General features: G+C 65.4%; 15 protein-coding genes. 10 read left to right on the top strand and 5 right to left on the bottom strand.

The genetic code is table 11. The features are described from left to right. The first annotated feature begins 85 nt into the window (after window positions 1–85). The 6 genes from RTW82_RS22650 (at window position 86) to RTW82_RS22625 (ending at window position 11,298) form a co-directional block, all read left to right on the top strand. A complete protein-coding gene (locus RTW82_RS22650; RefSeq protein ID WP_316926548.1) occupies window positions 86–1,744 on the top strand; it encodes a ShlB/FhaC/HecB family hemolysin secretion/activation protein in 1,659 nt (552 codons plus the stop codon). Between the two features lie 23 nt (window positions 1,745–1,767). Then, on the top strand, window positions 1,768–6,579 hold the full coding sequence (locus RTW82_RS22645; RefSeq protein ID WP_316926547.1) for a filamentous hemagglutinin N-terminal domain-containing protein: 4,812 nt from the start codon (window positions 1,768–1,770) through the stop codon (window positions 6,577–6,579). Between the two features lie 425 nt (window positions 6,580–7,004). Next, window positions 7,005–7,760, top strand: a complete 756-nt coding sequence (locus RTW82_RS22640) for a nuclease-related domain-containing protein (RefSeq protein WP_316926546.1) — start codon at window positions 7,005–7,007, stop codon at window positions 7,758–7,760. A gap of 175 nt (window positions 7,761–7,935) precedes the next feature. Further along, a complete protein-coding gene (locus RTW82_RS22635) occupies window positions 7,936–9,546 on the top strand; it encodes an RNA-directed DNA polymerase (RefSeq protein WP_316926545.1) in 1,611 nt (536 codons plus the stop codon). After that, window positions 9,543–10,250: a hypothetical protein gene (locus tag RTW82_RS22630; protein ID WP_316926544.1), complete on the top strand. Its 708-nt coding sequence runs from the start codon at window positions 9,543–9,545 to the stop codon at window positions 10,248–10,250. Before RTW82_RS22635 ends, RTW82_RS22630 begins: the two co-directional genes overlap by 4 nt. A gap of 577 nt (window positions 10,251–10,827) precedes the next feature. Then, window positions 10,828–11,298 (top strand): phage antirepressor, encoded by a 471-nt coding sequence (locus RTW82_RS22625; protein ID WP_316926543.1) that lies wholly within the window; start codon window positions 10,828–10,830, stop codon window positions 11,296–11,298. Between the two features lie 133 nt (window positions 11,299–11,431). Here RTW82_RS22625 and RTW82_RS22620 read toward each other — a convergent pair whose 3' ends face one another. Then, entirely contained in the window at window positions 11,432–11,590 is a 159-nt protein-coding gene (locus RTW82_RS22620) for a YqaE/Pmp3 family membrane protein (protein WP_009615518.1), read from the bottom strand. 129 nt (window positions 11,591–11,719) lie between these two features. Between RTW82_RS22620 and RTW82_RS22615 the strand changes: the two genes are divergently transcribed. The 3 genes from RTW82_RS22615 to RTW82_RS22605 all read left to right on the top strand — a co-directional run bounded on the left by RTW82_RS22615 (window position 11,720) and on the right by RTW82_RS22605 (window position 16,717). Then, window positions 11,720–13,183 (top strand): sigma-54 interaction domain-containing protein, encoded by a 1,464-nt coding sequence (locus RTW82_RS22615; protein WP_316926542.1) that lies wholly within the window; start codon window positions 11,720–11,722, stop codon window positions 13,181–13,183. Window positions 13,184–13,635: 452 nt separating this feature from the next. Further along, window positions 13,636–15,021 carry a GntP family permease gene (locus RTW82_RS22610; RefSeq protein WP_222900850.1) on the top strand — a complete coding sequence of 462 codons (1,386 nt, stop codon included), beginning with the start codon at window positions 13,636–13,638 and terminating at the stop codon, window positions 15,019–15,021. A gap of 136 nt (window positions 15,022–15,157) precedes the next feature. Next, window positions 15,158–16,717: an acyl CoA:acetate/3-ketoacid CoA transferase gene (locus RTW82_RS22605; RefSeq protein ID WP_316926541.1), complete on the top strand. Its 1,560-nt coding sequence runs from the start codon at window positions 15,158–15,160 to the stop codon at window positions 16,715–16,717. Window positions 16,718–16,882: 165 nt separating this feature from the next. On the opposite strand, the gene speB is transcribed toward RTW82_RS22605, so the two are convergent. Then, on the bottom strand, window positions 16,883–17,845 hold the full coding sequence (gene speB / locus RTW82_RS22600) for an agmatinase (RefSeq protein WP_316926540.1): 963 nt from the start codon (window positions 17,843–17,845) through the stop codon (window positions 16,883–16,885). Window positions 17,846–17,888: 43 nt separating this feature from the next. Continuing rightward, a complete protein-coding gene (locus RTW82_RS22595; RefSeq protein WP_316926539.1) occupies window positions 17,889–18,971 on the bottom strand; it encodes a polyamine ABC transporter substrate-binding protein in 1,083 nt (360 codons plus the stop codon). A gap of 110 nt (window positions 18,972–19,081) precedes the next feature. Between RTW82_RS22595 and RTW82_RS22590 the strand changes: the two genes are divergently transcribed. Continuing rightward, window positions 19,082–19,981: a LysR family transcriptional regulator gene (locus RTW82_RS22590; protein WP_316926538.1), complete on the top strand. Its 900-nt coding sequence runs from the start codon at window positions 19,082–19,084 to the stop codon at window positions 19,979–19,981. Between the two features lie 195 nt (window positions 19,982–20,176). Here RTW82_RS22590 and RTW82_RS22585 read toward each other — a convergent pair whose 3' ends face one another. Beyond that, window positions 20,177–21,523 carry a glutamine synthetase family protein gene (locus RTW82_RS22585; RefSeq protein WP_316926537.1) on the bottom strand — a complete coding sequence of 449 codons (1,347 nt, stop codon included), beginning with the start codon at window positions 21,521–21,523 and terminating at the stop codon, window positions 20,177–20,179. A gap of 175 nt (window positions 21,524–21,698) precedes the next feature. Further along, window positions 21,699–22,256, bottom strand: a complete 558-nt coding sequence (locus tag RTW82_RS22580; protein WP_236209745.1) for a helix-turn-helix domain-containing protein — start codon at window positions 22,254–22,256, stop codon at window positions 21,699–21,701. Window positions 22,257–22,259 lie beyond the last annotated feature (3 nt).

Genomic DNA, 22,259 nt, shown 5'->3' with positions numbered 1-22,259 from the left:
CCCCGCTGCCGGCAAAGTGCCCCCTCGGCGGCCATGGGAACATGCCTTCCCGGCAAAGTGACATCACAGGCGAGGCAACGGATCCATGAAACACACGGCATGCAGCGGAGCGGTCGCATTCGCCCTGTTCCTTGCGCAGACGGCCCTGGCCGCCCAGGCCCCCGATGCCGGGCAGATCCTGGAAAACATCAAGGCCCCGCTCACCTTGCCGCCGCCCACCGATGGCGTCCTGCCCGAGCCGGCACCGGCCCGCCCGGCCCTGTCGCTGCCCAGCGACGTCAAGGTCCAGGTCAAGGCGTTCCGGATCACCGGCGCCCGCGAATTCAGCGAGGCGCACCTGCTGGCGCTGCTCGCCGACAGCACCGACCGCGAACTGAGCCTGGCCCAACTGCAGGGCCTGGCCGAGCGCATCACCGCCCACTATCGTGAGCAGGGCTACCTGCTGGCCCGCGCCTACCTGCCCGCCCAGGACATTAAGGACGGGCTGCTGACCATCGCCGTTCTCGAAGGCCGCCTGGGCAAGGTCGAACTCGACAACCGCTCCCTCCTCAACGACGCCACCGCACAGCGCCAGCTCGACGACCTGCGGCCGGGCGACACGGTGCAGGCCGCCGCCCTGGAACGGTCCCTGCTGCTGCTCAACGAGCTGCCCGGCGCCGAGGTGCACTCCACCCTCAAGCCGGGCGCCTCCGTCGGCCTCACCGACCTGGACGTCTCCCTCGGGGCCGGCCCCCGGGTGGCCGGCAGCCTGGAGGCGGACAACTTCGACAACCGCTACACCGGCAGCGAACGGCTCGGCGGCAACCTCGCCATCAACAGCCCCACCGGCCTCGGCGACACCCTCAGCCTGCGCGGCCTGACCTCCGGCGCCGGGATGAACTACGGCCGCCTCGCCTACCAGTTGCCCGTCGGCCCGCAGGCCACCCAGGTCGGCGTGGCCTGGTCGGAGATGCGCTACGAACTGGGCGAGGACTTCGCATCGCTGGACGCCCACGGCAAGGCCAGCATCGGCTCGGTCTATGCCCTGCAGCCCCTGCTGCGCAGCCGCCAGGCCCGGCTCGACGGCCAACTGAGCTACGAACACAAGCGGCTCGAAGACCGGGTCGACGCCACCGACACCACCCTCGACAAGACCCTGGACGTCTGGAGCCTGGGCCTGAGCGGCAGCCACCAGGACAGCCTGCTCGGTGGCGGCGCCATGCAGTACGGCGCAAGCCTCGTGGCCGGCAACCTCGAACTGGACGCGGCCAGCGACGCCCTCGACGACGCCGGGCTGGACACCCGCGGCCACTACGCCAAGCTCGCCTTCCAGCTCACCCGCCTGCAACGGCTCACCGACCGCTTCAGCCTCCAGCTGCGCGCCTCCGGCCAGCGCGCCGCCAAGAACCTCGACTCCTCGGAAAAGCTCAGCCTGGGCGGCGCCTACGCCGTGCGCGCCTACCCCCAGGGCGAGGCCGCCGCCGACGATGCCTGGCTGGCGAACCTGGAACTGCGCTACGCCCCCGCCCCCACCTGGCAGCTCTTCGGCTTCTACGACGCAGGCGGCGGGCGGATCAGCCATCGCCCCGTGGCCGGCACCGCCGACAACCGCCGCACGCTCTCCGGGGCCGGCGTCGGCGTCAGCCTGGCGCTGCCCGCCGCCATCAACCTGCAGGCCTTCGCCGCCTGGCGCACGGGCAGCCAACCGACCTCCGATGACGACCGCAGCCCGCGTCTCTGGCTGCAGACCACCAAGTACTTCTGAACACGACTTTCAAGGCCGACAGCATGAACCACGTCTACCGACTGCTCTGGAACGCCGCCCACGGCACCTACGTGCCGGCCCCCGAGAACGCCACCGGCCAGGGCAAGCGCGCCCGTGCCCAGGCCCTGCTCGCCGTCCTCCTCGCCGGCGCCAGCGGCCACGCCCTCGCCCTGCCCACCGACGGCCAGGTCAGCCTGGGGCAAGGCAGCATCGCCAGCGCCGAGGGCAGCATGACGGTCACCCAGTCGTCGCAGAACCTCGCGATCAACTGGAACAGCTTCAACATCGCCCAGGGCGAGAAGGTCAGCTTCGTCCAGCCCAACAGCAGCGCCATCGCCCTCAACCGCGTGGTGGGCAGCGACCCCTCCAGCCTCTACGGCACCCTGCAGGCCAACGGCCAGGTGTTCCTGATCAACCCCAACGGCATCCTCTTCGCCCCCGGCGCTCAGGTGAACGTCGGCGGCCTGGTGGCCTCGACCCTGGACCTGTCGGACCAGAACCTCGCCGCCGGCAACTTCGCCTTCGAGGGCAAGGGCGGCCGCGTCACCAACCAGGGCAGCCTCACCGCCAACGGCGGCTACGTGGCCCTGCTCGGTGCCCAGGTCAGCAACGAGGGCACCGTCCAGGCCAGGCTCGGCAGCGCTGCCCTGGCGGCCGGGGACAAGGTCACCCTGGACTTCGCCGGCGACCAGCTGGTCAGCCTGGAAGTGGACAAGGGCACCCTCCAGGCCCTGGCCCAGAACAAGCAACTGATCCAGGCCGACGGCGGCCAGGTGATCCTCACCGCCAAGGCGGCCGAGGGCCTGCTGAACGCCGTCGTGAACAACGAGGGGATCGTCGAGGCCGGCTCGGTGAGCCAGCACGATGGCGTCATCCGCCTGGCAGGCGACAGGTTGGTCAATACCGGCACCCTGGACGCCAGCGGCGCGACCGGTGGCCGCATCAGCCTGGCCGGCCAGGGCATCATCCAGGCCGGCGCCATCCATGCCGACGGCAATGGCGGCGCGGTGACGGTGGACGCCAGCCATGGCGCCCTGCAGACCACCCAGGGCCAGATCACCGCCAACGGCTCGACCCAGGGCGGCTCCATCCGCGTCAACGGCGGCGACTCGTCGTTCATCTCCGGCAGCTTGAGCGCCAATGGCCAGCGCGGCGGCGACATCACCGTCACCGGGCAGACGGTGAACCTGGCCGCCGCCAGCGTGAAGGCCGACGGCACCGCCAAGGGCGGCTCCATCCGCATCGGCGGCGACGCCCACGGCGCCAACCCGGAGGTGGCCAACGCCCACACCACCGCCGTCAACCCCTACACCCAACTGAGCGCCAAGGGCGCCGACGGCGACATCGTCGTCTGGTCCGACGCGCGCACCGACTTCCGTGGCCAGGCCGCCACCGGCGAGCGGGGCTTCATCGAGGTGTCGAGCAAGGGCACCCTCAACTACGGCGGGCAGGTCAACGCCGGGCAGGGCGGCGAAGTGCTGTTCGACCCCACCAACCTGGTCATCACCGACACGGTCGGCGACCAGTTCTACATCGACCTCGCCGACCCCAACCCCCAGGCCGGGGTCCAGCACGGCGGCGGCAACATCACCCAGCTGGCCAACGGCAACATCGTCGTCAGCACACCCGGCGCCTACTTCGGCAACCTCAGCACCGGCGCGGCCTTCCTCTACAACGGCAAGACCGGGGGGCTGATCTCCGCCCTCTACGGCAACAGCGCCGGCGACAACATCGGCTCCGGCGGCGTCGCCGCGCTGGCTGGCAGCAACGTGGCGGTGGGCAGCCCCGACTGGGACAACGGCGCCCTGGCCAACGTCGGCGCGGTGACCTGGTTCAACGGCACCACCGGGCTTTCCGGGTTCGTCACCAGCGCCAACTCCCTCACCGGTAGCACCACCAACGACCGCGTGGGCCATTCGCTCACCACGCTCACCAATGGCAACTACATCATCGGCTCCAGGTTCTGGAACAACGGCAGCGCGACCAACGCCGGCGCCGTCACCTACGGCTACGCCAACCAGGCGCTGACGGGCGTGGTCAGCGCCGCCAACTCGCTGGTCGGCAGCAGCGCCGACGACTACATCGGCACCAACGTCCTGGCCCTGAGCCAGGGCAACGCGATCACCTGGAGCAGCGTCTGGGACAACGGCGCCGCCGTCGATGCCGGCGCCGTCAGCTGGATGAGCGGCACCGGCCCCACCGCCGGCGTCATCGGCGCCGCCAACTCCATGGTCGGCAGCAACACCAACGACTTCCTCGGCACCGACAGCAACCTCAACAGCGGCATCGTCAGCCTCGGCAACGGCAACGTCCTGGTCTTCAGCAAGCACTGGCACCTCACCCCGCAGATCGACACCGGCGCCGTCACCTGGATGAGCGGCTCCACCGCCACCACCGGCGTGGTGGACGCGAGCAACTCCCTGATCGGCAGCTCCGCAGCGGACCGGGTCGGCTACGTCTCCAACCACCCCTACGGCGACAAACCCAGCTACGCCGAACTGAGCAACGGCAACGTGGTGGTCACCAGCGGCTACTGGAACGGCAGCGCCGGCGCCGCCACCTGGATGAGCGGCACCGGCCCCACCGCCGGCGTCATCGGCGCCGGCAACTCCCTGATCGGCAGCACCGCCAACGACCGGGTCGGCACCCTCGGCGTCACCGCCCTCGCCAACGGCAACTACGTGGTGAACAACCCCTACTGGAGCGACGGCCTCAACCCCGAGGTGGGCGCCGCCACCTGGGGTAACGGCAATGGCGGCACGGTGGGCGCCATCAGCGCCGCCAACTCCCTGGTGGGCAGCAGGGCCTACGATCATGTGGGCCAATCCTCCACCGCCCTCACCAGCGGCCACTACGTGGTGAGCAGCCCCAACTGGAGCGACGGCAACAACCCGGAAGTGGGCGCCTCCACCTGGGGCAACGGCATCACTGGCACCGTCGGCCTCATCAATGCCGGCAACTCCCTGGTGGGCACCACGGCCTACGACCATGTGGGCCTCTCCGCCACCGCCCTCACCAACGGCCACTACGTGATCACCAGCCAGCACTGGAACGACGCCCTCAACGGCCTCAGCTTGGTCGGCGCGGTCACCTGGGCCAACGGCAACGGCAGCACGGTCGGCGCCGTGTCGGCCGCCAACTCCATGGTGGGCGACCTCGACAACGACATGGTCGGCAGTGGCGGCATCATCCCCCTGGCCGGTGGCAATTACCTGATCCGCAACGCCCATTGGCACGACGGGTCGGGGAACGTGGCATGGCGCGCCGGCAGCGCCGCCAGCACCGGCACCTTCGACAGCAGCAACGCGATGGTCGACACCATGGACCCGGGCATCACCGTGCTGAGCAACGGCAAGTTCGTCCTCAACAACTCGAACTGGGGCGACCGCCAGGGCTACGTCGCGGTGGGCAGCAACGACGGCAGCTTCGTCGGCAGCATCTCCCCGACGACCGCCCTGGTCGGCGGCAACCGGCTGGCCTCGCTGGGCGCCCAAGGCGGCGTGCTCGACCTGGGCAACGGCCACTTCCTGATCTACGGCTTCTCCGCCAGGAACCCGGACGGCGGCGCCCTCGCCGGCTCCATCACCCTGATCGACAGCGACGCGCCCCTGGTCGGCCTCACCAACGCCAGCAACACCTTCTATGGCTCCGGCCTCACTCGCCTGACCCACGAGGGGCTCTACGTACTGCCCAACCACGACTACGTGGTGCCCTACTACAACTGGAACTCCGGCTCCGCGCCCAACCTGGGCGCCGTCGTGATCGGCAGCGGCAGCACCGGCCTGATGGGCTACACCTCCACCAGCAGTGGCCTGGTCGGCCTGCAGGCCGGCGACCAGATCAGCTCCGGCGGCATCCAGCTGCTGGCCGGCAACGACTTCCTGGTGCGCTCGCCGCAGGCCACGGTCGACGGCCAGAGCGGCGCCGGCAGCCTGTGGCTGGTGCAGCGCGGCGCCGACCTGGCCGACACCCTGAACAACAGCGCCGGCGACCAGATGGTGAGCCCGGGCGCCATCGCCAAGGCCGCCGTCGCCGGCAGCACCCTCACCCTCCAGGCCAGCAACGACATCACCGTCAACAGCGCCATCGCCGTGGACGGCGCCCTCAAGCTGGTGGCCGGCAACCGCCTGACCCTCAACGCTGGCATCACCTCCCAGGCCACCGGCACCGCCATCGAACTGGCCGGCCAGGCCTTCACCAACAACGCAGGCGCCAACGCCCTGGCCACGCCCAACGGGCGCTGGCTGGTCTGGTCGGCGAACCCGGCGGGCGACACCCGTGGCGGCCTGGCCTACGACTTCAAGCAATACAACGCCAGCTACGGCAGCAGCACCGTCGCGGGCGCCGGCAACGGCTTCCTCTACAGCCTGGCACCCACCCTCACCGCCCAGCTCGTCGGCAACGTCACCAAACCCTACGACGGCACCACCGCCGCCACCCTGGCTGCCGGCAACTACGCGGTGTCCGGCACCATCGACGGCGACACCGTGGCGCTCCACACACCGACCACCGGCCACTACGACACCCCCGGCGTCGGCACCGGCAAGACGGTGACCTCCAGCGGCCTGGGCATCACCAGCGCCGAGAACGGCGGCAAACCGGTCTACGGCTACCAGATCGCCCAGGCGAGCGGCGCCGTCGGCACCATCGAGCCGGTGGCCCCCACCCCCGGCCCCGACACCTCCGCCAACCCGGGCCCCCGCTACGACGTGGCCTGGTCGCTCATGGTCCCCGCCGAAAAACGCGCGCTGCCGGAGGAGCGGGCGGACGCCGAGCTGCTGCAGGTCGACGCCGGCGGCATGCGGCTTCCCGCCGGCCTGGAGGCCGTCTACTAGGCCCGCACACCGGCACGCCTCTCCCCACACCGAAGCCGCGCACGGCGCGGCTTCGGTGTGCCTGGCCAGTGGCACCCGGAGATGAAAACGAGAACACGGGAAATCAAAAGCGAGCTGGCAAGCTCGCGTTATTCGGCTCACCCCATGAGCCGAATAGACCCGCTAATCGGCTCATACCCGAGCGAACGCAGGGCCGGCCCTTAAGGAATCGGGCAGAAACCCTTGCCCCGCCGCTACGCGCCTGAACTGATCCGGCTCAAACAAACCCGAGGTAATCCCACCCGCCATTAGCCAATGGTCTGTGCCCCCTTGAGCGGATAACAGCAATTAGCCATTATCCAGCCAACCGCCCTCAACCGGACTCCAGGCGCGCGTCCCAGCAGCCTCCTGGACTCACCCGAATGGCTTGGCTCAAGGAAGAGCGCATGGACACTACCCCCCTGCTTCAACCCCTCTTCAGCGCGATGGCCTGGCTGATTCCCGCCATGCTGCTGCTCGGCCTGCTCAAGTCCCGCCTGGGCAAGGGCTATATCGGCGAAATCCTCGTCCGGCTCTTCGCCCACTGGCAACTGGACAGGCAGATCTACCACCGCCTGCACAACGTCACCCTGGCCACCCCCGACGGCACCACCCAGATCGACCACGTCTTCCTCTCCCGTTACGGCATCTTCGTGCTGGAAACCAAGAACATGAGCGGCTGGATATTCGGCAGCGAACAGCAGGCCCAGTGGACGCAGAAATTCCCCAAGCACAGCTACAAATTCCAGAACCCGCTGCGGCAGAACTACAAACACCTGAAGGCCCTGGAAGCCACCCTCGGCATCGCTCCCGAACACCTGCATTCGATCATTACCTTTGTCGGCGGCAGCACCTTCAAGACCGCCATGCCCGCGAACGTCACCCAGGGCATCGGCTTCATCCGCTACATCAAGTCATTCCAGCAGCCGGTGTTCAGCGACGCCCAGGTCGCCACCCTGGTCCGCGCCCTGCAAACAAGCCGGCGCGCGCCCACCCTCTCCACCCACCGCGAACATGTGCGGAACCTTCAGCGACGCAATGACCCGACCGCCGAGAGGCAATGCCCCAAGTGCGGCAATGTGCTGGTGATTCGAACGGTGAAGTCGGGGCAGAAGGCGGGGCAAAAGTTTTGGGGGTGTTCGTCATTTCCCAATTGTCGCTAGATACAGAGTATTTGAAGCCTATTGGAGAGTTAGAAACCGTGGCCTGTACCGAATCATCTCTAACGAGACATTTTCAGATTTCGACTGCTCAAACTTGCCAAAGCCGGACAACCACAACTTCCGCGAAAAGCAATTAGCAAATAACACCTCAATTTGAAGCCTCTGGGATAATAAAATGCCAATAGTGAAGCCTGAAATCTTTGAGCTCGCAGTTAAAAATATCGCCCAATTTGGCGATACAGACATATTTCCCTATCCAATAGAAAATCACATCTTCAAAGACCTAAGTAAAGAGGCAGTAAAAATACTCGAAGAAATCGATAAAAACTTCGAGGAATCCATAAAAAGCATACCAATATTAACAGCCAAAAATTTATCAGTTGTTGGGTACAGTGGATTTCGATGGGGCACGCAAATTGATCCAATATGGAATGCATACCTTCTTGCACTAGTTATAAGCATCGCTGAGGAAATTGAAAACAAAAGAGTAGGCCAGCAGATAGTTTTCTCTTACAGGTTTAACCCCGACAAATCTACCGGCTCACTCTTCGACAAGAATATTGGATGGCAGACCTTTCAAAGCACCTCATTAGAGCACGCACAAAATTACCCCTACGCACTCAGATGTGACATCTCTGATTTTTACCCAAGAATCTATCACCACAGGCTAGAAAACGCTTTAAAAAAAGCAACAAACAATGGCGATATAATTAATAGAATCATGATCATTCTGCAGTCGATCTCTGATAATGTTTCGTATGGACTACCAGTAGGCGGCCCTGCAGCCAGGATACTGAGCGAGTTATTGCTGAATCGAGTGGATAGACTATTGTTATCGGAATCAGTTACTTTTTGCAGATTCGTAGATGATTTTGTTATTTTTGCCGAGAGCAAAGAAAAAGCTTACTCCTCCCTTATATCCCTCACAGATTTGCTCCTGACAAACGAAGGACTAGCATTACAAAAGACAAAAACGCGCATAATGACCTCCAAAGAATTCCTTTCAACATCAGAATTCTCACCCCCCGAGGAGAATGAAAACGCGAGCGACACCGAAGAACGTGCATTCCGGCGACTTCGGGTTTATTACGACCCATACTCATTAACCGCAGAGAGTGACTATGAGGCCCTCAAGCGAGAGTTAGCAAAGTTCGACGTTGTAGGCATGCTAGGCAGAGAGCTAACAAAAAGCCGGATTGATGAAGGGTTGTCTAGGCGACTAATTTCCGCGCTAAAACACTTGCAACCCGCAGTCCAGAACGACGCGATTAGATCTATAGTAAATAATCTTGATTTGCTTTATCCAATCTTCCCATCGGTGATGCTTTTGTGCAGGGGCTTGCTTCAAAATCTTGAGCCCAGCGTGCAGAATGAGCTATTCGAAAGACTGAGAACCCTAATATCGTCCAACTCATATATAACTCAAGTGCCCACCAATCTTGCATATGCTTTGAGAGTTCTCGCATCAGATGCATCAGAGGAAACAGAAATTCTAATATCTGCACTTTATAAACAGCCACTTAACATGATGATAAAGAGAGACATCATATTAATGATGGCACATAGAGGGGCAGACCACTGGATATCCAATTGCCGAAAGAGCTATTCAACATTAACCGGATGGGAACGAAGAGCCATGCTTATAAGTTCATATATTCTTGAGGACGAAGGAAGGCACTGGCGAGAGTCTGTGAGAAACGATTTAAACCCCTTTGATAAACTCATCATCAAATGGGCAGCAGAGTCTAAACAAAGGGCTCAAAAAAACTGGAAGGTTCCAGTATGATATCCGAACAGCACTTCTCGTCTAGCTTCACGTCTGTGTGGCATAAAATAACCCCACTAGCGGATACATACTGGAGAAGAGAAAATTTAAAGATCAAGCGAGAACTTTCACCAATCGAGAATAGAGCTGACCCTAAGCTCCGCGGCTTTCTAAATGAGCTAGCGTTTGAAACATTTAAAAAATCAAAAGAAATGGGACTTCTTCCACGAAAGGAACTGATAATTCCTATCGCCCAAAACTCAGTAGAAAAAATTGCCAACTACATCTTCAGAATAACCAATGAAGAAGAATCAATAGCACAAACTCTAGACAACAATGCACAATTAGAGGTATTTGGTCTGACACAAAATCTAATGCTATTTTTCCCAAAAACTCAAAGCATTATTTTCAGACCAAAATTCTCTGGATGTGGCATTGTTTCAGCCTGCGAGGGAGACTTAATTTATAATGATTGCCTTTATGAAATAAAAGCAGGCGACAGAAAATTTCGCGTTAGTGATATAAAGCAACTGCTGACCTACTCAAGCTTAGCTTTTTTAAATGGAACCTTAAACTTCTCAAAAGTTGGCTTATTCAACCCTAGAAATGGATATCACTGGGAGCGAACTATCGATCAACTCTGCATAGAGCTTAGTGGTATGCGCGAGAGCGACGTTCTCTCCAGCATCACATCGCATATGACTCAACTTGCTATATCCAGATAAACAGGATATCTGGACAAATATTCATGGTGCATCAGCGGATAACACCCAGCACCCACCAATTGTCCCAATTGGGTTCGACAACAGCAACCAAACTGACTTCAACAAGCTATCTGCGCCAAGCCACACACGACTTCACTAGCTTTGCAGCATTCCTAAGCAACTCATAATCCGATGATCCTTGATTCAAGATTGCGTTGGCACACCCCCCGTGAAAAAGCCGCGCATTGCGCGGCTTTTCATTCCTGCGAGGCAGGCCTTATCACCGCCTCGCCTCTCTCCGAAGTTTCCTACCCACCCTCGCCATTGCCGTCCTACAAGAGCGCTCTGTAGCGTCTCCCACCGTCATGCCTCGGCATGGCCGGGAGTGGAATCCCGAACACGATAGGAAGCACCTACGCCATAAGCAGGGTCACCGATTGGAAACTCCGTTCGATAACCCTGGCTGTCTATGGCGGACCGTGCGAGGCGGGCGTCTGCCCACCGGCCCTATCGTCCGGTATTCCACACCTCGTACGGTCCGCCACCCTTATGCGCCCTGGATCAGGTGGCGGCTCCCCTGCAAGGAAGGAGTCTCATCATGTCCCACGACTATTTCGTTCCCAGCGTCTTCCACCGCCACCACCGCGCATTGCGCGCGCTGCTCATCGATGACCAGGCCTGGGTCGTCGCCAGCGACCTCGGCCCGCTCACCAACCGCCATATCGACGACAAGCTGACCCGCAAACTGGACCCGGACCAGTGGCGCAACGAGCGTGTGGAGAACCACCAGGGCGCGGTGGAAACCCTGTTGCTGATCAGCGAGAGCGCCGTCTGCGAGCTGCTCAAGGTCAACTTCTATCACCCCGAGCACCGTGGCCTGCGCCAGTGGATCACCGGCGAGGTGATCCCCGCCCTGCGCTCCCAGGCCACGCCGCACCTGCCCCGCCAGCGCCGAGTGACCTGGCAGGGCAGGGAGTTCAGCGTCATGGAATGGCAGGGCCGCCAGTGGGTGCGGGTGAAGGATGTGGCGGAGCTGTTCGAGGGCGGCGAACTCGCCACGCTGCAATAGAACGGAGTCGGGGACGCATGGCGTCCCCGTTCCTTTTAACGCCCGTCACGAAGTTGAAAAACGTAGGCGAGGCAGCCGATGCAAGGCGTTTTCAACGCCGCAGCGGCCACGCAGTCAGTTGTTCACCAGCCGGCTAGCGCTTGGCGATGATGTACACCGCATGCACGATGCCGGGGATGTAGCCCAGCAGGGTGAGGAGGATGTTCAGCCAGAAGGCGCCGCCGAAACCCACCTGCAGGAACACGCCCAGCGGCGGCAGGATGATGGCGATGAGGATGCGGATCAGGTCCATGCAAAAGCTCCTTGTAGGGAAATTCGTCTACCTCCTGATCGACTGCCGGCGAGCGCAAAGGGTTCCTTGCCGATGTTTCGGCGCCCCGCCCATAATCCGTCGCTCCCGCCCCTCCGGACCTCACCGCCCATGGCCATTTCCCGCGACGATCTCGACGAACACGGCCTGATCATCGGCGTCTCGCCCGAGCGTTTCCGCGCCGTGGCGATGCCCCTGCTGTTCGACCACCTCAACGCCCAGTGCGAAGGCACCATCGCGGTGAACCGCCAGGCGCGGATCGTCTGGATCAACGACAAGTACGCGCAGAAGATCGGCATCGCCGACCCGCGCAGCGTGCTCGGCAAGGAGGTGGAGGAGGTGCTGCCGGCCAGCCGCCTGCGCGAGGTGGTGGGCAATGGGCTGCCGAGCATGCTCGACCTGATGGCCTTCGGCGACGAGCACTTCGTGGTCACCCGCATCCCCCTGCGCGACGAGGACGGCACCCTGGTCGGTGCCCTCGGCTTCGTGCTGTTCGACCGCGCCCGCCACCTGCAGCCGGTCATGGCCAAGTACAACCAATTGCAGACCCAGCTGGCCGCCGCCCAGCACGAGCTGGCCCGCGCCCGCCGTGCGCGCTACACCATCGCCGGCTTCATCGGCACCAGCGCCGCTGCCAGCGAGGTGAAGCGCCAGGCCCGCCGCGCCGCCCAGCTGGACGCCACCGTGCTGCTGCGCGGCGAGACCGGCACCGGCAAGGAGCTGCTCGCCCAGGGCATCCACAACCTGTCGCTGCGCTCCAGCGGGCCCTTCGTGGCGGTGAACGTGGCGGCCATCCCGGAATCGCTCGTGGAGGCGGAGCTGTTCGGCACCGCGCCGGGCGCCTTCACCGGGGCCGACCGCCGCGCGCGGGCCGGCAAGTTCGAGCTGGCCGACGGTGGCACGCTGTTCCTCGACGAGATCGGCGATTTGCCCCTGCCGCTGCAGGCCAAGCTGCTGCGCGTGCTGCAGGAGCAGGAGGTGGAGCCGCTGGGCTCCAACCAGGTGAAGACGCTGAACGTGCGGGTGATCGCCGCCACCCATGTGGACCTGGAGACCAAGGTGGCCGCCGGCGAATTCCGCGAAGACCTCTACTACCGCCTCAACGTCCTCGCCCTGCGCGTGCCGCCCCTGCGCGAGCGCCGGGAAGACCTGCCCGCGCTGGTGGACTACCTGCTCGACGACATCGCCACCCGCTCCGGCCAGCCGCCGCTGGAACTGCAGCAGGGCGCCCTCGACCTGCTCTGCGCCCAGCCCTGGCCGGGCAACGTGCGCGAGCTGCGCAACCTGCTGGAACGGGCGCAGCTGCTGGGCGATGGCAACCGCCCGCTGGAGGCACGTGACCTGCGCACCCTGTTGGTGGACCCGCAACCGGCCGCACCCGCCCCGGCGCCCGCAGCGGCTGCCGAGCCCGCCCCGCCCGCCGTGCGCCCGCTGGCGGACAGCCTCGCCGAGGCGGAACGCGCGGCCATCCTCAGCGCCCTCGCCGCCTGCGACGGCAACCGCACCCAGGCCGCCGAACGCCTCGGCATCGCCCGCGCCAGCCTCTACAACAAGCTCCAGGCGCACGGGTTGTAGCCAGGCCTGCGGGCCGGCACGCCAGCGGCATACCCCCCGTGAAGCTCCCAGGCCGGCGTAGGGTGGATCGCGCTTCATCGATCCACGCGGTGCGGGGTTGGTCGCCGGGCAGGGTGTGCATTTTCCTGCGGCCACGGTGATTGGGGGCAGGCACGGTGGTGGATGGAAAAGCGCCATCCACCCTACACATCCGGGCACCTCGCGGCGGGGTATGGGATGTCCATATTTCTGGACAATGATGGAAATAGGCGTCCAATAAACAAGACATCGTCCAGTTAATTGGACACTTCAAGCGCCCCCTCGCCTCCCGGCTAAATTACCCCCACCCCAGCACCAGCGCCTTCCCCAGGGCTTTTCAGCCCACTTGGCACAGCTTTCGCTCTATACCGGCAAAGGGCCGACCCAGGCCCGGCCGCTGCGGCGGTTCAAAACAACAACAAGAAGGAAATCCCATGGGTACCCTCGGAATCCTGCTGTCCCTCGCACTGCTGATGTTCCTGGCCTACCGCGGCTACAACGTGTTGATCCTGGCGCCGCTGATGGCGCTGCTGGCGGTGCTGTTCGCCGGTGATGCGGCGTTGATGCTGCCCACCTACACCCAGGTGTTCATGAAGTCCCTGGGCGGCTACCTGATCCAGTTCTTCCCGCTGTTTTTGCTTGGCGCCATCTTCGGCAAGTTGATGGACGACTCCGGCTCGGCCCGCGCCATTGCCCAGGGCATCGTCACCCGGCTGGGGCGCGAGCGGGCCATCCTCGCCATCGTGCTGGCCTGCGGGCTGCTGACCTACGGCGGCGTGTCGCTGTTCGTGGTGGCCTTCGCCGTGTACCCCATCGGCACCGCGCTGTTCCGCGAGGCGGGCATTCCCAAGCGGCTGCTGCCCGGCGCCATCGCCCTGGGCGCCTTCACCTTCACCATGACCGCCCTGCCCGGCACCCCGGCGATCCAGAACGCCATCCCCAGCCCCTTCTTCGGCACCGACGCCTTCGCCGCGCCCATCCTCGGCCTGATCGGCGGGCTGATCATGCTCGGCCTCGGCAGTTGGTGGCTCGCCGCCCAGGCCCGCAAGCTGATGGCCGCCGGCGAAGGCTACGGCAGCCACAAGGACGACCCCACCGAGCAGGGCGGCCTGCCGGTGACCGGCTTCTGGCTGGCGCTGCTGCCGATCCTGCTGGTGATCGCGCTGAACTTCCTGATGGCCAAGCAGGTGCTGCCCAACCTCGACACCAGCTACCTGGCCAAGCCCGAATTCGGCGGCCTGCAGGACGCCAAGTCGGTGATCGGCATCTGGTCGATCATCGTCGCCCTCGGCGCAGCGGTGCTGCTGCTCATCGGCCTGCACTGGCGGCGCTGGGTGGACCTGAAGCAGAGCCTCAACGACGGCACCTTCGGCTCCATGCTGCCGATCCTCAACACCGCCTCCGAGGTGGGCTACGGCACGGTGATCGCCTCCCTCGCCGGCTTCGTGGTGATCCGCGACCTGGTGCTGAGCGTGCCGGGCAACCCGCTGGTGTCCGAGGCGGTGGCGGTGAACATCCTCGCCGGCATCACCGGCTCGGCCTCGGGCGGCATGTCCATCGCCCTCAAGACCCTCGGCGCGCAGTACCTGGAGATGGCCAACGCCGCCGGCATCAGCCCCGAGCTGCTGCACCGGGTCGCCGCCATGGCCTCCGGCTGCATGGACACCCTGCCCCACAACGGCGCGGTGATCTCGCTGCTGGCCATCTGCAAGCTGACCCACCGCGATTCCTACAGATTCATCTTCATGAACACGGTGATCTTCCCCCTTGCCGCCCTGGTGGTGGTGATCACCCTCGGCAGCCTGTTCGGCAGTTTCTGATGTGCGGCTCGTGGGAGCGAATTCATTCGCGATGCGGCCCGCAGGGGCGCCCCGGGTCCGCTGCGCGGCCCTTCGCGGCTAAAGCCGCTCCCACGGGAGAAGCATGCAGCCCCCAATTCAAGGCTCGAGGTACGACATGAGCAAAGTGATGAGCGCCGCCGAGGCGGTGGCGCGTATCCCCGACAACGCCCACCTGGCCACCGGCGGCTTCGTCGGCATCGGTTTTGCCGAGGCCATCGCCATCGCCCTGGAACAACGCTTCCAGGCCGAGCAGGCGCCGCGCGACCTGACGCTGGTCTACGCCGCCGGCCAGGGCGACGGCAAGGGCCGGGGCCTCAACCACCTGGCCCACGAGGGGCTGGTACGCCGCGTCATCGGCGGCCACTGGGGCCTGGTGCCCGGGTTGCAGAAGCTGGCGGTGGAGAACCGCATCGAGGCCTACAACCTGCCCCAGGGGGTGATCTCCCAGTTGTTCCGCGACATCGCCGCCGGCAAGCCGGGGCAGCTGTCGCGGGTGGGCCTCGGCACCTTCGTCGACCCCGAGCACGGCGGCGGCAAGCTCAACGCGCGCACCACCGAGGAGCTGGTGCGGCGCATGCCCCTCGACGGCGAGGACTACCTCTTCTACAAGGCCTTCCCCATCCACGTCGGGGTGGTCCGCGCCACCAGCGCCGACGAGGACGGCAACCTGACCATGGAGCGCGAGGCGCTGACCATCGAGAGCCTGGCCATCGCCATGGCCGCGCGCAATTCCGGCGGGCTGGTCATCGCCCAGGTGGAACGGGTGGTCGCCCGTGGCTCGCTCAACCCGCGCCAGGTGAAGATCCCCGGCATCCTCGTCGACTGCGTGGTGGTCGCCGCGCCGGAGCATCACCAGCAGACCTTCGCCACCGCCTACAACCCGGCCTTCGCCGCCGAGGTGCGGGTGCCCGAGGGCAGCCTGCCGCCGATGCCGCTGGACCTGCGCAAGCTCATCGCCCGCCGCGCCGCGCTGGAACTCAAGCCCGGCGCGGTGGTGAACCTGGGCATCGGCATGCCCGAGGGCGTGGCGGCGGTGGCGGCGGAAGAAGGGGTGATCGACTTGCTCACCCTCACCGCCGAGCCCGGGGTGATCGGCGGCGTGCCGGCCTCGGGCCTGGACTTCGGCGCGGCCTGCAACCACAGCGCGCTGATCGACCAGCCCTACCAGTTCGACTTCTACGACGGCGGCGGCCTGGACCTCGCCTTCCTCGGCCTGGCCCAGGCGGATGCGGCGGGCAACCTCAACGTGTCGAAGTTCGGCACGCGCCTGGCCGGCGCCGGGGGCTTCATCAACATCAGCCAGAACGCCAAGGCGGTGGTCTTCGTCGGCACCTTCAGCGCCGGCCCGCAGGACATCCGCATCGAGAACGGCGCCCTGCGCATCGTGCAGGACGGCGCGCTGCGCAAGTTCGTCCGCGAGGTGGAGCACCGCACCTTCGCCGGCCGCCTCGCCGCCGAAGCCGGCAAGCCGGTGCTCTACGTCACCGAGCGCTGCGTGTTCCGCCTGACCACCGAAGGCCTGGAGCTGATCGAGATCGCCCCGGGCATCGACGTCGAGCGCGACATCATCGAGCGCATGGATTTCCGCCCCATCGTCCGCGCCCTGAAGCTGATGGACGTGCGCCTGTTCGGCGAGGCGCGCATCGGCCTGCGCGGGATGATCGGCGAAGCCTGAAGGTTGTGCGTGAAACGCGGGCCCGCCCTGGGCCCGCGTCTTTTTACACAGCTCGTAGGATGGGTAGAGCGAAGCGAAACCCATGCTGCCGGTGTAGTCCGCAATGATGGGTTTCGTACCTCGCGGAACGCCGCCCGACCCATCCTACAGAAGCGTCTCGGCGCTTCAGCGCTCCCCCAACTTATGCCGCGCGGCATAGAGGCAGATCATTTCCATCGCCAGGGTCGCGCCGGCCAGGGCGGTGACCTCGGCGTTGTCGTAGGGCGGCGCCACCTCCACCACGTCCATGCCCACCAGGTTGATGCCGCGCAGGCCGCGGAGGATTTCCAGCGCCTGGTGGCTGGAAAGCCCGCCGCACACCGGGGTGCCGGTGCCGGGGGCGAAGGCCGGGTCGAGGCAGTCGATGTCGAAGGTCAGGTACACCGGGTTGTCCCCCACCCGCGCGCGGATGCGCTCGGCGATCTGCTCGGGGGTGTGGCGGTGCACCTCGCGGGCGTCCAGCACCTGGAAGCCCATCACGTCGTCGTTGGTGGTGCGCAGGCCGATCTGCACCGAGCGCGCCGGGTCCACCAGGCCCTCGCGGGCGGCGTGGTAGAACATAGTGCCGTGGTCGATGCGCTGGCCTTCTTCATCCGGCCAGGTGTCGCTGTGGGCGTCGAAGTGGATCAGCGACAGCGGCCCGTGCTTGGCCGCATGGGCCTTGAGCAGCGGGTAGCTGATGAAGTGGTCGCCGCCCAGGGTGAGCATCGCCGCGCCGGCCTCGAGGATGTGCGCCGCGTGAGCCTGGATCGCCTCCGGCGTGTGCTGCGGCGTGCCGTGGTCGAAGGCGCAGTCGCCGTAGTCGATCACCGCCAGGTGGTCGAAGGGGTCGAACTCCCAGGGGAAATGCCGCGCCCAGGCCATCTGCACCGAGGCGGCGCGGATGGCGCGGGGCCCGAAGCGGCTGCCGGGGCGGTTGGTGGTGGCGGTGTCGAAGGGCACCCCGCTCACCACCAGGTCGACGCCGGCGAGGTCGCGGCTGTAGCGCCGGCGCATGAAGCTGGTGATGCCGGCGTAGGTGGCTTCGGCGGCCGTGCCCAGCAGGCTCGGGCGGGTGATGGCCTGGTCGTTGTCGAAAGCGTGTTCCATGTCATCGGGCTCCATCGGTGGGGTGTTTCCCGTCTGCGCGGGTTCAGTACTGGGTGCGGAAGCGGGTCCAGATGCGGGTGCGCTCGCGCTGCTGCTTGAGGGTCAGTTCCTGCTCGCCGAACAGGCGGTCGCGCACGGCCTGGGGCGGGTAGATGTCCGGGTCGTTGGCCACCGCCGGGTCCAGCAGTGGCGTCGCGGCCTTGTTGGCGTTGGCGAAGAACTGGCTGTTGGTCAGCTCGGCGATGGCCTCGGGGCGCAGCATCCAGTCGATGAAGGCATGGGCCGCCTGGGGGTGCGGCGCGTCGGCGGGGATGGCCAGGGTGTCGAACCAGATCAGCGTGCCCTCGCGGGGGATGCGGTAGATCACCTCGAAGGGCATCTTCGCCTCGCGGGCCTGCTCGGCGGCGATGGCGGCGTCGCCGTTGTAGGTCAGCGCCAGGCAGATCTCGCCCTTGGCCAGGTCGTTGATGTGCTTGCCGGCGCCGACGTAGCGCAGGTTCGGCTGCAACGCGGTGAGCAGTTCATGGACCGCCGCGAGGTCGGCCCTGGCGGTGCTGTACGGGTCCTTGCCGAGGTAGTGCAGGGCCACGCTTATGACCTCCTGGGGCGAGTCGATCACGGCGATGCCGCAGTCCTTCAGGCGGCTGGCGTACTCGGGCTTGAACAGCAGGTCGAGGCTGTTCAGCGGTGCATCGGGGATGCGTTTCTGCACCGCGTCGCGGTTCAGCCCCAGGCCGATGGTGCCCCAGGTGTAGGGCACGCCGAAGCGGTTGCCGGGGTCGACGCTGGCGAGCTTGGCCAGCAGCTGCGGGTCGAGGTTGGCGTAGTGGTGCAACTGCTCGCGCTGCACCGGCTGCACCGCATTGGCCTTGATCGCCCGCGCCAGGCCGCTGCTGGCGGGGAACACCACGTCATAGCCGCTGCCGCCGGTCATCAGCTTGGCGTCGAGGGCCTCGGCGCTGTCGAAGATGTCGTACTTAACCCGGATGCCGGTCTCGGCCTTGAAGCGCTCCAGCGCCTGGGGCGGGATGTAGGCGGACCAGCTGTAGAGGTTCAGCTCCCGGTCCTGCCCATGGGCGGGCAGGACACAGGCGGCGAGCAGGGCGAACAACAGGGAAAGGCGCATGGCGAAAGCTCCCGGAGCGGTGATGGGGCGATCCTGCGCCGGGCTTTGCTTCGGATAAATATGAAGTGTTCTACTTTGGCATCGCTCGCTATCGATGTTTGGAGGACCCCATGCTCGCCCAACTCCAGGACCTGGACCTGCAACTGCTCAGGCTGTTCGTCACCGTGGTCGAAAGCGGCGGCTTCAGCGCCGCCCAGGGCGCGCTGGGGGTGGGCCAATCCACCATCAGCACGCAGATGGCCAAGCTGGAGACGCGCCTGGGCTTTCGCCTGTGCGAGCGCGGCAAGGCCGGCTTCCGCCTCACGCCCAAGGGCGAGCAGGTGCTGGCGGCCACGCGGCGGCTGTTCGGCGCCATCGAGACCTTCAAGGGCGAGGCGCGGGGCATGGCCGACATGCTCCTGGGCGAGCTGCGCATCGGCCTCTCCGAAGCCCTCGACGATGCCGTGATGCAACGCCTGGCCGACGCCATCCGCCGCTTCCGCTCGCGCCGCCAGGCGGTGCGCATCGAGCTGCTCAGCGCCATGCCCGCCGAACTGGAGCGGCGCCTGCTGCAGGACCAGCTGCACCTGGCCATCGGCTACTTCTCCGGCAACCAGCAGGCGCTGGAGCATCGGCCGCTGTTCGTCGAGGAGCAACTGCTGTTCTGCGGCGCCGGGCACCCGCTGTTCGACCGCACACGGGTGACCGAGGACGACCTGCGCCACTGCGACCGGGTGCTGCACCCCTACCGCTTCATCGGCGAGGCCGAGCCCTTCCAGTCCGCCGCCAGCAGCGCGGTCACCGAACAGGTGGAAGGCACCCTGGCGCTGATCCTCTCCGGCGCCCACATCGGCTACCTCCCCCGCCACATCGCCGCGCCCTGGGAGGCACGCGGGCAACTGCGCGCCCTGCTCCCCGAGCGCCTGGGCTTCGACGTGGAATTCCGCCTCACCCACCACCGCGGCCGGGAACCCAGCGAAGCGCAGCAGGCGTTCGTCGAAGATCTGGTGGCCGCCTTCGGCGGAGCTTGAAGTTGATTTAGCTGGAAGCTGGAAGCCCAGAGGCTGTGCCGCTTTCGCAGGCCGGGGAGGCACGGCACTCAAGCGGCTGGACCACGCTTTAACGCCCCACCATCAGGCGTCGTACCGAACGCCGACCGCGTGGGTTTCGCTACGCTCTACCCACCCTACGCAGGACACTTCCAGCTTCCAGCTTCCAGCTTCCAGCTACATGTACCACCGATATTCCCGCGCGCTGACTTCGTTGATGAAGTCGAGGTACTCCTGGCGCTTGTTCTCGCAATAGACCATCACGAATTCGCTGCCCAGGCCTTCGTTAACCGGGGCGCTCTGGCGCATGGCGGTGACGGCGGCGGGCATGTCGGTGGGGAAGTCGATGCCGCTGGAGCGGTCTTCGTTGAGCGGGGGGATGGGCTCTTTCGCGGCGTCGAGGCCGTGTTCCATGCCGGTGAGGATGGACGCCAGCACCAGGTAGGGGTTGGCGTCGGCGCCGGCCAGGCGGTGCTCGATGCGCAGGTTGCGGCCGTCGGATTCGGGGATGCGGATGCATGCATCGCGGTCTTCGAAGCCCCAGCTGGCGCGGCTGGCAGCGTTGACCATGGCGCCGTAGCGGCGGAAGGCGTTGTGGTTGGCGGCGAAGATCGGCATGCAGTCGGGCAGCAGCTCCAGGCAGCCAGCCACGGCATGGCGCAGGGGGCGCTGGCCGTCGGCGTCGAGCAGGTTGGCACCGGTCTCGTCGTAGAGGCTGACGTGCACGTGCATGCCACTGCCCGGCGCGTCCAGGTAGGGCTTGCTCATGAAGCTGGCGCGGTGGCCGTGCTTGAGCGCCACGCCCCGGGTGCTGCGGCAGAACAGGGCGGCCCAGTCGGCGGCCTGCAGGCCGTCGTCACAGTGGCCGAAGTTGATCTCGAACTGCCCCGGGCCCAGCTCGGCGGTGATGACGTTGGCCGCCACGCCTTGCTGGTTGGCCGCCTCGACCATCTCGTGGAGCACGGTGGAGAAACGCGACAGGCGCTCGATGTGCATGTTCGGCTGGTCGTCCTCGTCGTCGCACAGGGCGTCGCGGGGGAACTGCGGCAGGCCGTTCTTGAGTGTGCGGTCGAACAGGTAGAACTCCAGCTCGAACGCCACCACCGGGCGGATGCCACGGCGCGCCAGGCGCTGCAGCACACGGGCCAGCACCTCGCGCGGTTCGAACTCGATGGGCGCCTCGGTGCCGTCGGAGGTGATCAGCATCTGCCCCAGCGGCTGGCGCTCCCAGCACACCGGCTTCAACGTGCCGGGCACCAGGCGCCGTGGCGCATCCGGGTCGCCGTCGGCGAAGCAGTAGTCACCGATGGGGTACAGCCCGCCCTGGGTGCCCAGCAGCACGCAGTTCTGCGGCAGCTTCAGCGGGCCGCCGGCGGCGACCTTCTCCAGCATCTCCACCGGGTAGCGCTTGCCGTAGAAGTGCCCGGGGATGTCCAGGCAGATCAGGTCCACGTAGCGGATCTCCGGGTACCGGGCACGGAAGGCACGCACTTCGGCGAGCAGGTCGGGATGTTGCGTATTCATTTCTTCTTGTCCTTCGCACACAGGGAGTTGCGGGGAAATTCGGATCAGAACCGTCGCGAGCGAAGGACGGGCAAGGCGAAATCAGGCGAGGACGCGGAGTTTACGAGCCGTAAATGAGCAGTCCGAGCCTGGTTTCAACGCAGCCTGGCCGAGCGCAGCAGGTTATGGCCGGATTTCAGGTGAATACCCATAGGACCCGCGTTGGTTTATCGGAAAGGTTGGCGTAGCGGAACTGCGCATGGGCCGGCAGCTGGAAGCTGTCGTTGGGCTGCAGCACCACCGGTTCCTCGGCGTCGTCGAGCCAGATGCTCAGCTCGCCTTCGAGCACGAAGCCGCCCTGCTCGGAGCTGTCGTCCAGGTGGCCTTCGCCGCTGGTGGCGCCGGGCTCCAGGTGGCTTTCGAGCATGGAGAAGCCGGCCGACATGTTCGGCGAGGCCAGCACGTCGGTGATGCCGCCGGCGTAGTAGAGCGTGCGGCGCTCGCCGGGGCGGGTCACCCAGCGCACCTCGCGGGGCTTGCTGAGGCTGTAGAAGTAGGTGGTGGGCACGCCCAGGGCCTCGCTGATGGCCGTGAGGTCGGCCACGGTCGGGCGCGACAGGCCGCGCTCCACCTGGGAGAGGAAGCCCACCGAGCGGTCGATGCGCGCGGCCAGTTCGCCCAGGGTCAGGTTCTTGTGCTTGCGCAGGTCGCGGATGAGGATCGCGAGGCCTTCGATCTCGTCTTGCATGTCCATGTC

Origin of the sequence: Pseudomonas sp. zfem005 (assembly GCF_032621735.1) — a bacterium.
Classification (GTDB): Bacteria; Pseudomonadota; Gammaproteobacteria; order Pseudomonadales; family Pseudomonadaceae; genus Metapseudomonas; species Metapseudomonas solani.
Note: the sequence above shows the minus strand (reverse complement) of the source record. Positions and strands in the feature narration are given on the sequence as shown.